Origin of the sequence: Roseomonas alba, assembly GCF_019430885.1 — a bacterium.
GTDB classification, from domain to species: Bacteria; Pseudomonadota; Alphaproteobacteria; order Acetobacterales; family Acetobacteraceae; genus Neoroseomonas; species Neoroseomonas alba.
Map to the genome: position 1 here is coordinate 351240 of NZ_JAHYBZ010000003.1, position 13011 is coordinate 364250.

Annotated in this window: 9 protein-coding genes; 5 read left to right on the forward strand and 4 right to left on the reverse strand. The window is 70.2% G+C overall.

All coding sequences use genetic code 11. The annotated features are described in order from the left end of the window. Positions 1–60: 60 nt before the first annotated feature. Together KPL78_RS10350 and KPL78_RS10355 are read left to right on the forward strand one after the other, a co-directional pair. Positions 61–1077 carry a patatin-like phospholipase family protein gene (locus tag KPL78_RS10350; protein ID WP_369412725.1) on the forward strand — a complete coding sequence of 339 codons (1017 nt, stop codon included), beginning with the start codon at positions 61–63 and terminating at the stop codon, positions 1075–1077. Positions 1078–1081: 4 nt separating this feature from the next. Next, positions 1082–2536 carry a GntP family permease gene (locus KPL78_RS10355; RefSeq protein ID WP_219762865.1) on the forward strand — a complete coding sequence of 485 codons (1455 nt, stop codon included), beginning with the start codon at positions 1082–1084 and terminating at the stop codon, positions 2534–2536. Positions 2537–2849: 313 nt separating this feature from the next. On the opposite strand, the gene hrcA is transcribed toward KPL78_RS10355, so the two are convergent. Further along, a complete protein-coding gene (gene hrcA, locus KPL78_RS10360) occupies positions 2850–3923 on the reverse strand; it encodes a heat-inducible transcriptional repressor HrcA (protein WP_219762866.1) in 1074 nt (357 codons plus the stop codon). Positions 3924–4108: 185 nt separating this feature from the next. On the opposite strand from hrcA, the gene rph reads away from it, so the two are divergent. Beyond that, the gene (gene rph, locus KPL78_RS10365; RefSeq protein ID WP_219762867.1) at positions 4109–4825 is read left to right on the forward strand and encodes a ribonuclease PH; all 717 of its coding nucleotides are present in this window, start codon (positions 4109–4111) and stop codon (positions 4823–4825) included. A gap of 94 nt (positions 4826–4919) precedes the next feature. Continuing rightward, positions 4920–5537 (forward strand): RdgB/HAM1 family non-canonical purine NTP pyrophosphatase, encoded by a 618-nt coding sequence (gene rdgB, locus KPL78_RS10370; RefSeq protein ID WP_219762868.1) that lies wholly within the window; start codon positions 4920–4922, stop codon positions 5535–5537. An 18-nt stretch (positions 5538–5555) separates the two neighbouring features. Here rdgB and KPL78_RS10375 read toward each other — a convergent pair whose 3' ends face one another. The 3 genes from KPL78_RS10375 to mutS form a co-directional block, all read right to left on the reverse strand. Beyond that, entirely contained in the window at positions 5556–6926 is a 1371-nt protein-coding gene (locus KPL78_RS10375; RefSeq protein ID WP_219762869.1) for a M20/M25/M40 family metallo-hydrolase, read from the reverse strand. A gap of 82 nt (positions 6927–7008) precedes the next feature. Continuing rightward, positions 7009–9828, reverse strand: a complete 2820-nt coding sequence (locus KPL78_RS10380; protein ID WP_219762870.1) for a [protein-PII] uridylyltransferase — start codon at positions 9826–9828, stop codon at positions 7009–7011. A 15-nt stretch (positions 9829–9843) separates the two neighbouring features. Further along, on the reverse strand, positions 9844–12519 hold the full coding sequence (gene mutS / locus KPL78_RS10385) for a DNA mismatch repair protein MutS (RefSeq protein ID WP_219762871.1): 2676 nt from the start codon (positions 12517–12519) through the stop codon (positions 9844–9846). A gap of 84 nt (positions 12520–12603) precedes the next feature. On the opposite strand from mutS, the gene KPL78_RS10390 reads away from it, so the two are divergent. Next, positions 12604–13008, forward strand: a complete 405-nt coding sequence (locus KPL78_RS10390; RefSeq protein ID WP_219762872.1) for a VOC family protein — start codon at positions 12604–12606, stop codon at positions 13006–13008. The last annotated feature ends 3 nt before the right edge of the window (positions 13009–13011 follow it).

A 13011-nucleotide genomic window follows, 5' to 3' on the forward strand; every position in this document is an offset into this window, starting at 1 on the left:
CGGGAGCCGCCTGTGTCCGAATCCAGACCGCCCCGGACGCGCGTCGCGCGCCGGGCTTCCGTGCGTGAACCCCTGCTGATCGACCTCGCCCTGCAAGGAGGCGGCAGCCACGGCGCCTTCACCTGGGGCGTGCTCGATCGCCTGCTCGAGGAAGATGGCTTCACCATCGAGGCCGCCTCCGGCACCTCCGCCGGCGCGATGAACGCCGCTGTCATGGCCTATGGCCACATGCAGGGCGGCGCCGTGGGCGCCAAGGAGGCACTGGCCACCTTCTGGCAGCGCGTCTCGAAGGCCGCGGCCTTCAGCCCGCTGCGGCGCGGGCCGCTCGATGTGCTGCTCGGCCGCTGGTCGCTCGACAATTCTCCCGCCTATGTCGCGATGGATCTCGCGACGCGGGTCTTCTCGCCCTACGACCTCGATTTCGGCATGCCCAACCCACTCGCCGCCGTGCTTGCCGAGACGGTGGATTTCGAGGCGCTGTCCGCCGCTCCCATCAAGCTGTTCATCACCGCGACGAACGTCCACACCGGCCGGCCGCGCGTGTTCCGCAATGCGGACCTGTCGCCCGCGGCGCTGCTCGCCTCGGCCTGCCTGCCCTTCATGTTCCAGGCGGTCGAGATCGACGGCCAGGCCTATTGGGATGGCGGCTATTCGGGCAATCCGACGATGACGCCGCTGATCAACGAATGCGTGTCAGACGACACCATCATCATCGGCATCAATCCGGTGGAACGGCCCGGCATTCCGAAATCCGCGCGCGACATCCTCAACCGGCTGAACGAAGTCGCCTTCAACGCCGTCCTGCTCAAGGAACTGCAGATGATGGCGCTGCTGCGCGAGGTCGCCGACCCCGGCAACGAGAAGACCGCGCACTGGGCCAAGATGCGCGTGCATCTGGTGAAGTCCGACCTGCTGCTGACGCTCGGCGCGTCGTCGAAACTGAACGCGGAATGGGAGTTCCTGACCATGCTGCGCGACGAGGGACGCCGGGCGGCGGAAGCCTTCCTGGAGGAGAACGGCGCGGCGCTCGGCACGCGTTCGACCCTGCCCATCGAATACCTGCTGAAGACGGATTGAGACCATGGGCCTGATCGGAATCCTGGCGGGCCTTGCGCTCCTCGTCTGGTTCGCCTTTCGTGGCTGGTCGGTGCTGCTGCTGGCGCCCATCGCCGCGATCGTCGCGGCGGCCTTCGCCGGACAGCCGCTGCTCGCCCACTGGACGCAGACCTTCATGGGCAGCGCGGCGCATTTCGTCGCGCAGTTCTTCCCGCTTTTCCTGCTCGGCGCGCTGTTCGGCAAGCTGATGGAAGACAGCGGCGCGGTGGGCTCCATCGCGCGCTGGATGACCGTCACGCTCGGCCCGCAGCGCGCGATGCTGTCGGTGGTTCTGGCCGGCGCCGCCGTGACCTATGGCGGCGTGTCGCTCTTCGTCGCGATCTTCGTGCTGGTGCCCATGGCGATGGCCCTGTTCCGCGAGGCTGGCATCCCGCGCCGGCTGATGCCGGCGGCGATCGGCCTGGGCACCATGACCTTCACCATGTCGGCCATGCCGGGCACGCCGGCGATCCAGAACGCCATTCCCATGCCGGTTTTCGGCACCACGGCCTTCGCCGCGCCCGGCCTCGGCCTGATCGCGACCGCCATCATGTTCGGCTTCGGCATGTGGTGGCTGCGCCGGCAGGAATCCCACGCCCGCGCGACCGGCGAGGGTTTCGGCGACGAGACCCCCCCCGATGTGGACGCGGCCGCCGACGACCCGCTGGTCCGCGAGCGCGCCACCACCGCCGCCGCCTTCGACCCGGCCGAGGTGCATCACAGCCAGCACGCCCCGACCGAGCCGCCGGTCTTCATCGCCGCCCTGCCGCTGGTCGTGGTGGTGGTGGTGAACCTGGTGATGTCGATGCTGGTGCTGCCCAACATCGACGCCTCCTTCCTGGCCGAGCCGCGTTGGGGCGGCACGTCCCTGTCCGCCGTCGCCGGCGTGTGGTCGGTGGCGGTCGCGCTGCTCGCCGCGATCATCGTGTTACTCGCGACCTCCTTCACACGGCTGCCGGACCTGCGCGCGACGATGGATGCCGGTGCCAACGCCTCCGTGCTGCCGATCTTCTCCGTCGCCAGCCTGGTCGGCTTCGGCGCCGTGGTCGCCGCCTTGCCGGCCTTCGAAGCCGTGCGCGACTGGGTTCTCGGCATCGGCGGCGGGCCACTGGTCTCGCTCGCGGCGGCAACCAATATCCTCGCGGCACTGACCGGCTCAGCCTCGGGCGGGCTGACCATCGCTCTGGACGCGCTCGGGCCGCGCTTCATGGAAATCGCTGCGGCCACGGGCCTCGATCCGGGGCTGATGCACCGCGTCGCGGTGATCGGCGCGGGCGCGCTGGACAGCCTGCCGCACAATGGCGCGGTGGTGACGCTGCTCGCCGTGTGCGGGACCACGCACAAGACGTCCTATTTCGACCTGGTCATGGCCTGCGTGGTCAGCGCGTTGCTCGGGCTGGTCGCAGTGATCGTGATCGGGAGCGCGGTGGGGTCGTTCTGACGCCGGGGCGTCCTCTTCGTGTGCCACGGGCGGCTATCGGAGGGGCGCCGCCCCTCCGAACCGCCCCGCCAGGTGGCTGGGCCACCTGGACCGCAGGCTATTGGCGCCGGACAAGCCGGGAAGCCCTCATCCCCCCTCCAGCGCGTTTCATGCGCGAAGGCAGGTTTCGGCGCCCATTCTGCCCACGGCGCCCATTGCCAAATGGAGGTCTGCAAAGGCCTTTCGGCCTTTTCCGGGTCCAGGGCAAAGCCCTGACGGGGTGGCTTGGAGGGGCAAGGCCCCTCCAACCCTCCGCTGCCAATCGAGAGATCGATCAGCCCAGCAAGCGTCCGATCACCCGCGCTGTGTAATCCACCACCGGAATCACACGCCCATAGTTGATCCGTGTCGGCCCGATCACCCCGATTGCGCCGACGATCTTTTCCTGCCCGTTGCGGAAGGGTGCGACGACCATCGAGAGCCCGGCGCTGTCGAACAGGCCGCTCTCGGCACCAATGAAGATCTGCACGCCCTCGCCGCGCTGGGCGAGGTCGAGCAGCCGCAGCATCGTCTCCTGCTGCTCAAGCCGTTCGAAGAGCCGCTTGATCTCCGACACCCGGGCGGCCTGGTCGATGGTCTCCAGCAGCCTGGCCTGGCCGCGGATAATCAGCGACCCTCCCTGCCCCCCGGTCCAGGTGCCGAGTCCAGCTTCGATCACCTGCTGGGTCAGCGCATCGAGGGCAGTGCGGTTGGCAGCGACCTCGCCGGCGATGACGCCGCGGGCCTCTTCCAGCGTACGGCCGGCGAGGCGCGCATTCAGGTAGTTCGACGCCTGCTGCAGCGCCGACGGCGGCAACCCGGCCGGGACCTCGATGACACGGTTCTCGACCTGGCCGTCGTCATGCACCAGCACCACGAGCGCGCGGCCGGGGCCCAGGGCAACGAATTCGATGTGGCGCACCGCGCCCTCGGCGGTGGGCGCGACGACCAGCCCGGCGGCGCCGGCCAGGCCCGAGAGCATCTGCCCGGCCTCGCCCAGGGTCTCCTGCAGGGATCGGCCGGAGGCGGCGCAGCGCGCGGTGATGGCGCCGCGCTCCTCCTCACCCAATGCCCCGAATTCCAGCAGACCATCGACGAAAAGGCGCAGGCCCCGCTCGGTCGGCAGCCGCCCGGCCGAAGTATGCGGCGCATAGAGCAGCCCGGCATCCTCGAGATCCGCCATGGCATTGCGGATGGTGGCGGGGGATAGTCCGAGCGGCAGGCGGCGCGACAGGGTGCGGGAGCCGACGGGCTCGCCGGTCTCGACATAGGTCTCCACCAGCTCGCGCAGGATCATGGCGCTGCGGCTGTCGAGACCCGCGAGGGTCGCCCCGGTCGGGGCGGCCTGCGGCTTTGTGGTCGGTCCCATCTTCATCGGTCCAGATCAGAGCCTAGGTACTCGCCTTGCTCCCGGTCAACGGCTTGTGAGCGCGATTCGCGCCCTCGTCCATGCATATGGGGTGCCACCGACCCCGCCGCATGGGGGCCGGTTTCCCCTGCCGGCCAGGGCATTGTAGAAGCCGCCGCCACCAGCATAGCCCAGGATACCGCCCCATGCGCCCCTCCGGCCGCGACGCCGCCGCCCTTCGTACCGTCAGCCTCGAACCCGGTTTCGCCCGCCATGCGGAGGGGTCCTGCCTGATCCGCATGGGGCAGACGGAAGTGCTGTGCACCGCCAGCGTCGAGGGCAAGGTGCCACCCTTCCTGCGCGGCCAGGGGCAAGGCTGGGTCACCGCCGAATACGGCATGCTGCCCCGCGCAACCCACACACGCGGCGACCGCGAGGCCGCCCGCGGCAAGCAGTCCGGCCGCACGCAGGAGATCCAGCGCCTGATCGGCCGCTCCCTGCGGGCCGTGACCGACATGAAGGCGATGGGCGAGATGTCGGTGACGATCGACTGCGACGTGCTGAACGCCGATGGCGGGACGCGCTGTGCCTCGATTACCGGCGCCTGGGTCGCCCTGCACCTGGCCTTCGAGCATTGCCGGCGGATGAACATCCTCACCGCCAATCCGTTGAAGGACCAGGTCGCGGCGGTGTCCTGCGGGGTGTGGCAGGGCACGCCGGTGCTCGACCTCGACTATGCCGAGGACAGCAAGGCGGATGCGGATGCGAATTTCGTGCTGACCGGCGCCGGCGGCATCGTGGAAGTACAGGGCACTGCCGAAGGCGCGCCCTTCACCGATGCCGAGCTGATCGCCCTGCTCGGACTGGCACGGCAGGGCACGGCAGACCTGTTCGCCAAGCAGCGGGCGGTCGTCGGGCTGTGACTTGGACGACGGGAGAGCGGGGGAGCGAACGCCCCCGCACGCCCTCCTTTTTCCGGCTTTCAGGGACTGACGGCGAAGGGGAGCACCCGGCGCGATGAATCACCGGCGTCTGGCGCGGGGCGAGCGCATCGTCATCGCGACGCACAACAAGGGGAAGCTGCGCGAGGTCGCCGCACTCCTGGCCCCCTTCGGCATCGAGACGGTCAGCGCCGGCGAACTCGGCCTGCCGGAACCCGAGGAGACCGAGGAGAGCTTCATCGGCAATGCCACGATCAAGGCGCGCGCAGCGGCGCAGGCGGCGAGGCTGCCGGCGCTGGCCGACGATTCCGGCTTCTCGGTCGCCGCGCTGGCCGGCGCGCCGGGGGTGCGCACGGCCGACTGGGCCATGCAGCCCGACGGGTCACGCGACTACGCAGAAGCGATGCACAAGGTGATGGAGGCAGCACAGGACTTCGAGGACCGCACCGCCTGGTTCTCCTGCGCCCTGGTGCTGGCCTGGCCGGACGGACACCTCGAGACCTTCGAGGGGCGTGCCCTGGGGCACTGGGTCTGGCCGCCGCGCGGCAGCCGCGGCTTCGGCTACGATCCGATGTTCGAACCGGACGACCGGGTCGAAACCTTCGGCGAGATGGCGCCGGAGGAGAAGCACCGGATCAGCCACCGGGCAGCGGCCTTCACGCTTCTCGCGGAAGCCTGCCTGCCCGGCGTGTGACGATGACGGAGCCGGCCCTCACCCGTCCTGCCGGCCCAGTTCATACAGCACCGCCGCCCCGGTGCGGATGCCGCTGTGGAAGCAGTCGAGCATCAGATTCTCGTTCGGCGCGTGATTCGCCTCGTCCGGATTGGCGTAAGGCGTGCCGAAGGCCGGGATGCCGAGGATCTTCGTAAACACGTAATTCGGTAGGCTGCCGAAGCCCGCCGGCACCAGTAGCGGCTCCACCCCCTGCGCGGCCACGAAGGCGCGCACCAACGGCGCGGTGAAGGGCGAGGCGATGGGCGTCTTGGACGGCTGCATGCCCATATCAGCGGCGACGAATTCCACCTCCGGCGCGTGCCGCGCCACATGCGCGGCGACCTTGCGCAGGATGTCCTGCGGGTCCTGGTCATGAACCAGGCGGATGTCGCATTTCACGAAGGCTTCGTTGGGCAGCACGGTCTTGGTGCCAGGCCCGCCATAGCCGCCATGGAAGCCGTTGATCGTCAGCGTCGGCTGGAAGCACAGGCGGTCGTAGAAGGGCCGGTCCTCCGGCGCATCGAGCCGCGTGAGGCCGAGGCTCGCTTTTACCGCTTCGACATCGAGCGGCAGGCGTTCGATCGCCGCCATTTCTTCCGGCGCCGGCGGTTCCACCCCGTCATGGAAGCCCTCGATGGTGATCTCGCCCGCCGCGTTCTTCATGGTGCCGAGCAGATGCACCAGGGTCCAGATCGGGTTGGGCACCACGCCGCCGAAATTGCCCGAATGCACGTCCCGGCTGGCGTGCCGGCAGCGCAGTTCGAAGGAGACGACGCCGCGCGAGCCGAATTTCAGCGCGGCGGCGCCGCTCGCATGGCGCGGCCCATCGGCGGTGACGGACAGATCCGCCTTCAACAGGTCCCGATTGGCGCGCACGAAATCTGCGATATGCGGGCTGCCGATCTCTTCCTCGCCTTCCAGCAGCAGGATGACGTTGCAGGGCAGGGCGCCATGCACCTTCAGATGCGATTCAATCGCCAGGATCTGCGCGAAATGCTGCCCCTTATTGTCGCCGACGCCGCGCGCATACAGCCGCCCGTCGCGGATGGTCGGCTCGAAGGGCGGCGAGATCCATTTGTCGAGCGGCTCGGGCGGCTGCACGTCGTAATGGCCATAGAGGATGACGGTCGGCTTGCCCGGCGCCTTCTGCCAGCGCCCGACCACCATCGGGTGGCCCTTGGTCGGCATCAGGCTGGTCTCGAGCCCGATGTCGGTCAGCATGCCCACCAGCAACTGGCCGACTTCGGCGATGCCGATGTTCTGCGCGCTGATGCTCGGATGACGGAGATAGGCGATCAGGCGGTCCAGGAAGGCGTCGCGGTTGCGGTCGATATGGTCGAAGACGGCGGTCAGGTCGGATGCAGCCATAAATCGTGATCCATCGAGAAGGGAAAGAATCGCGCCTCTGCCGGGGGGATGACGGATGCGGCGCGTATCGCGCCGCGGTGCCTCACGCCCTCGCAGCCGCCGCCCGCGTGCCGATGCCCCCGCCCCCAGGGGCCTCGGTGGCTTCGAGCGCCGTCTCCAGTGCCCGGCGCAGACCGACCAGCTTACGTTCGTTCTCCACCTTCAGCCCGAAAACGTCCTTCACATAGAAGACGTCCACCGCGCGCACGCCATAGGTGGTGATGTGCGCCGAGGCGATCTGCAGGCCCTGGTCGCTGATCGCCGCCGTCACGTCATGCAGCAGGCCGGGACGGTCGCGCCCATTCACCTCGATGACGGTGTGGGTGTTGGAGGCGTGGTTGTCGATGACCACGCGCGGCGGCACGGTCACGGCGCGCAGCCGCGCCGGTTCGCGCTTCAGCTTGCGGATCTCCTCGCGCAGCCGCAGGCGGCCGGACAGCGCCTGTTCCACCAGCACGGCGAGCCGCGCGAGGCGGTGCGGCGCCTCGAAGGCCCCGCCCTGCGCGTCCTGCACCCAGAAGGTGTCGAGCGCCATGCCGTCAGTCATGGTGTGGATGCGCGCATCGACGATGGTCGCACCCGCGACGGCGAGCGCGCCCGCGATCTGGCTGAACAGCCCGGGATGGTCGGTGCAGTAGACCGTCACCTCGGTCACCGCGCGGCTTTCGAGCACGCGGGTGCGCACGGTCAGCGGCGCCTTGGCCTCCCGCGCCTCCTGGATCATGGCGGCGTGGCGCGCATGCGTCTCGGGATCGAAGGACAGCCAATAACCCGGATAGCCGAGTTCGAGAAAGGCCGCGATCTCTGCCTTCGGTCGGTCGGCGAGCAGCAGCGACGCGGCTTCCTTCGCGCGGGCGACGCGCACGTCACGCTCGGGCACCGACAGCCCGCCGGCGAGGACTTCCGCGACGCGCCAGTACAGTTCGCGCAGCAGCGTCGCCTTCCAGCCGTTCCACACCTTGGGACCGACCGCGCGCATGTCGGCGACGGTCAGCACCAGCAGCAGGCGCAGGCGTTCCGGCGACTGCACCACCTCCGCGATGTCGAGGATGGTCTTGGGATCCTCGATGTCGCGCTTGAAGGCGGTCTGGCTGATCAGCAGGTGATGCAGCACGAGCCAGGAGACGGTCTCCGTCTCCTCCGGCGTCATGCCGAGCATCGGGCAGATGGTCTGCGCCAACTCGGCGCCGATCTCGGAATGCTCGCCGCCGCGGCCCTTGGCGATGTCGTGCAGCAGCACGGCGACATAGAGCGCGCGGCGCGACTGCAACTGGCCGATCAGTTCCGAGGCGACGGGCGTGGCTTCGTTCAGCTCGCCGCGTTCCAGCGCGCCGAGCACGCCGACCGCCTCGATGGTGTGCTCGTCCACCGTGAAGACGTGGTAGGTGTCGAACTGCATCAGCCCGACGATGCGCTGCCAGTCCGGCAGCAGGCGGGAGATCAGCCCCGCCTCGTTCAGCAGGCGCAGCCAGCGTTCGGGATCGCGCCCGGTCAGCAGGTCGATGAATTCCGTGCTCGCCGCGCTCTCCCCGCGCAGCCGCGCGGCGTGGCGGGCATGGCGGACGATGGCGCGGAAGGCGAGCGGATGGATGTCGAGCCCGCGGTCCCGCGCCATGCGGAAGATGCGCAGCATCAGCACGGGGTCGAGGGTGAAGTCATGGCCCGGGGCGGCGATGACCTTGCCGTCCGCCAGGGCGAAGCCCGCTTCGGTGAGCGCCTTGTCGGAGGCGGGCACCACTGCGGGGGGGCCGAGCGAGGCGCGCTCGATCGCCGGTTCCAGGATGCGGGTGAAGCGCGCCACGTCCCGCACCATGAGGAAGAAGTGCTTCATGAAGCGCTCCACCCCATCCTGCAACCCGTGGCGGGTATAGCCCATGCGGGCCCCCACCACGGGCTGGAGGTCGAAGGTCAGGCGCTCCTCGGCGCGTCCCGTCACGATGTGCAGGTGAAAGCGGACGGTCCAGAAGAAATCCCAGGCCCGCTTGATGGCGCGCGCCTCGACGGCGGTCAGCAGGCCGCCGCCCGGGCTGTGCGGCCCGACCAGTTCCGGCATGCGCTGCACATTGAAGGCATAGCGGGCGAGCCAGTAGAGCGTCTGCAGGTCGCGCAGCCCGCCGCGCCCTTCCTTGACATGCGGCTCGACCAGGAAGGGGCTTTCGCCGTAGCGGGCGTGGCGCTGGTGGCGCTCGGCGCGCTTGGCGTTGAGGAAAGGCTTCAGCCCCCATTCGGCGCGCGCGGCGCGGAAGGCCTCGGCGAAGCGGGTGAAGACAGGTTCCGCCCCGGCGATGAAGCGGGCATCGAGCAGCGCCGTCAGCACCGTCGCATCGCCCTTGGCATCCACGATGCAGTCCGACCGGGACCGCGTGGCGTGACCCACCTTCAGCCCGAGATCCCACAGCAGGTAGAGCATGAACTCCACCGACTGCTTGCCCCGCGTGCTCATCCCCGCATCGGTCAGGAACAGCAGGTCGATGTCGGAAAAGGGCGCGAGGACGCCGCGGCCATAGCCGCCGGTCGCCACCAGCGCCCAGGGCTTGTCCCCGGCGGCGGCGGGCAGGATGGCATCGGTATAGGCGCGGATGCCGACCATCACCGTGTCGGTCAGCGCGGCGAGCCAACGCGCCGCGGACAGGCCCGACAGGTCGTGCGTCTCGAAGGCCTGCTGCACGCGGTTCTGGACGCGGCCGAGGTGCCGGCGCAGCAGGGCAACCGCTTCCTCGCGCGGAACGGGCTGCCCGCCCGGGATCAGATCCGCGAGCAGGTCGGCCAACACGACAGGGGGTTCGCCCGTCACCGGAACCGGCCGCCTGGCCGGGCCCTCGGCGGGTCCGGCATCGGTTCCGGCATCGTCCAGGGATGTCATCGCGCGGAACACTAGCTAGTCCTTGTGCGGCGCGACAGGCCCCAGCAGCGATTTCAGGCGGTAGAGAATGTCAAGCGCTTCTCGCGGACTGAGCGAATCCGCGTCCAGCGCCGCCAGTTCGGCCAGGGCCGGATGCTCCGGGGGCGCTGCCGGGGGTGGGGCTGCACGGGCAAACAGCGGCAATTCCTCGGACAGCGGATCGAGGCCGCGAGCGCGGGCTTCCAGCGCCTTCAGCACCTCCTGCGCACGGGTCAGCACGGGTTTCGGCACGCCGGCGAGGCGCGCGACATGCACGCCCCAGGACCGTTCGGCCGCGCCGGGACCGACGCGATGCTCGAAGACCACCTCGCCGCGCCATTCGCGCACCTGCATGGTAGACGGAGCGAGTTCCGGCAGCTTGCCGGCGAGCGCCGTGAGCTCGTGGAAGTGCGTGGCGAAGATGGTGCGGCAGCGGATGCGGTCGTGCAGCGCCTCCAGCACCGCCCAGGCGATGGCGAGGCCATCCCAGGTGGCGGTGCCGCGCCCGACCTCGTCCAGCACCACCAGCGACCGGGCGGTCGCCTGGTTCAGGATGGCGGCGGTCTCGGCCATTTCGACCATGAAGGTGGACCGACCGCCGGCGATGTCGTCGGCAGCGCCGACGCGGGAGAACAACCGGTCGGTCAGCCCGATCCGCGCGCTGTCCGCCGGCACGAACATCCCCGCCTGGGCCAGGATCACCAGCAGCGCGTTCTGCCGCAGGAAGGTCGATTTGCCGGCCATGTTCGGCCCGGTCAGCAGGCAGAGTCGTCGCCCGGCCGACAGGTCGCAGTCATTGGGCACGAAGGCCGGGCCGCGCGCGCGGGCGAGCGCCGCCTCGACCACCGGATGCCGCGCCGCGGCGACGGCGAAGTCGCCGCGGTCGGTCATGTCCGGCCGGCACCAGCGGCCATCCGCGGCGAGTTCCGCCGCCGCCGCATGCACATCAAGTTCCGCCATGGCCGAGGCCGCGGCGGCGATGCCCGCAGCCGCAGCCAGGCACAGCCGGCGCAGATGCTGGGCGATCACGCGCTCCCGCTTGCCGGCCTGTTCACCGGCCTCGGCGACCCGGCGGTCGAGATCGGCCAGCGCCGTGCAGGTGAAGCGCATGGCATTCGCCATGGTCTGGCGATGGACCGGGGCCTGGGGCCCCTCCTTCATGCCCTCGCGCAGCAGTTTCTCCCCGGCGGCGGAGGGAACCTCGGCGAGGAAGCCGAATTGCTGGTGGTGGCGGATCTTGAGGCTCGCCACGCCCCAGGCCTGGGCGAGATCCATCTGCAGCGCGGCGATCGCCTCCCGCGCGCCGTCGCGCAGGCGGCGCAGGGCGTCGAGCTCGCCGTCATAGCCGGCGGCGACCAGCCCGCCATCGTCCAGCCGGGCGGGCAGCGGGTCGGCCAGGGCGCGCTGCAATTCGGCACGCGGGCTGTCGGCGGGGCGCAGCGCGGCCCGGGCTCCGGAGACCAGGGCGGGAACGGGCGGCACGCCGGCGGCGGCGTCCAGCGCGGCCTGCATGGCTTCGGCCCGCGCCAGGCCCTCGCGGATGGCGCCAAGGTCGCGCGGGGCGAAGCGGTCCAGAGACAGCCGCGCCAGGGCGCGCGCCATGTCGGGCGCACCCTTCAGCGCGGCGCGCAGGCCCTGGCGGACTGTCTCCGCCGCCAGCAGGAAGGCGACGGCGTCATGGCGGGCGGCGATGGGCGCCTGGTCCGCCAGGGGAGAGGCGAGCCGCGCCGCCAGTTCCCGCGCCCCGGCGGGCGTGACGGTGCGATCCACCGCGCCCAACAGCGCATGGCGCGGATCCCCGCGCTCGCTGCGCAGGATTTCCAGGCTGCGACGGGTCGCGCCGTCCATCTGCAGCACGCCGCGCCCGCCGGACGGCACCGGCGGCGACAGGCGCGGCATGGCGCCGACCTGGGTCAGCTTCACATAGTCCACCGCCATGGCGGCGGCGGCGATCTCCTCCGGCGAGAAGCTACCGAAGCCTTCCAGTGTCGCGACGTCGAAGGCCTCGGCCAGGCGCCGGGTGCCGTCGCGCGGGACGCCGAGATGGGCGGTGCGCTCGGCAAGCGGCAGCAGCGTACTGGTGCGGGCGAAATCCTCCGGGGCCAGGATCTCGGCCGGCTCCAGCCGGGCGAGCAGGGCGGGCAGATCCTCCGGCGCCAGGCTTTCCGTGGCGAAGGCGCCGGTGGTCACGTCAAGCCAAGCCGCGCCCAGCCGGTTGTCGACCGGCGCCAGCGCCAGAAGCCAGGCCGAGCGGGAGGCCTCAAGCAGCGCCTCCTCCGTGACCGTGCCGGGCGTGACGAGGCGCGTGACCTCACGCCGGATGGTCGGCGCCTTGCGGCGCTTCTGTTCCTCCGGCGTCTCGGTCTGGTCACAGATGGCGACGCGGAAGCCCTGGCGGATCAGCCGGGCAAGATAGACATCCACCGCCTGCGCCGGCACGCCGCAGAGCTTCACCTTCTCGCCCTGATGCTCGCCCCGGCTGGACAGCGCAATGTCGAGCGCGGCGGATGCGACCTCCGCATCCTCGAACAGCATCTCGAAGAAGTCGCCCATGCGGAAGAAGATCAGCGCATCGGGATGCGCCGCCTTGGCGACGAACCATTGGGCGATGGCGGGGGTGGCCCCTTCCGCCGAACGAAGGGGCTTGTGGTGCTGGCTCGGCGCGCCTGTCATGCTCCGGGTCTAGTGCACTTCCCGGCCAGGGGAAATCGCCCGGCCGGGCGATGGCCTTCGCGAACCGCCGAATGGGAGGGAACGATGCGACCCGAAGGGCTCGACCACGCCAATGTGCGGCTGCGTCCGCAGGACCTGCCTGCCGCGCTGGCCTTCTACCGCGACCTGCTGGGGCTCGAGGAAGGGCCACGGCCCAACTTCACCTTTCCCGGCGCCTGGCTCTATGCCGGCGGGCGGCCGATCATCCACCTGGCCTGCCGCGACACGGTGGAGGCGCCGACCGGCCCCTCCCCCAGCGTCTCCTTCGAACACATCGCCTTCCGCATGCGCGGACTGCCCGAGGTCCGCACCTCGCTCGCGGAGAAGGGCATACCCTATGCCGAGGCGCCGCTCCCGGGCTTTCCGCTGCATCAGCTTTTCCTGACCGACCCCTTCGGGCTGCGGGTGGAGCTGACCTTCGACATGACCGATCCGACAAACACCGCCTGAAGC

Coding starts and splice junctions, on each gene's coding strand:
- KPL78_RS10380 (WP_219762870.1), bottom strand. CDS start 9,828: ATGACATCCCTGGACGATGCCGGAACCGATGCCGGACCCGCCGAGGGC.
- KPL78_RS10375 (WP_219762869.1), bottom strand. CDS start 6,926: ATGGCTGCATCCGACCTGACCGCCGTCTTCGACCATATCGACCGCAAC.
- rdgB (WP_219762868.1), top strand. CDS start 4,920: ATGAATCACCGGCGTCTGGCGCGGGGCGAGCGCATCGTCATCGCGACG.
- hrcA (WP_219762866.1), bottom strand. CDS start 3,923: ATGGGACCGACCACAAAGCCGCAGGCCGCCCCGACCGGGGCGACCCTC.
- mutS (WP_219762871.1), bottom strand. CDS start 12,519: ATGACAGGCGCGCCGAGCCAGCACCACAAGCCCCTTCGTTCGGCGGAA.
- KPL78_RS10390 (WP_219762872.1), top strand. CDS start 12,604: ATGCGACCCGAAGGGCTCGACCACGCCAATGTGCGGCTGCGTCCGCAG.
- KPL78_RS10355 (WP_219762865.1), top strand. CDS start 1,082: ATGGGCCTGATCGGAATCCTGGCGGGCCTTGCGCTCCTCGTCTGGTTC.
- rph (WP_219762867.1), top strand. CDS start 4,109: ATGCGCCCCTCCGGCCGCGACGCCGCCGCCCTTCGTACCGTCAGCCTC.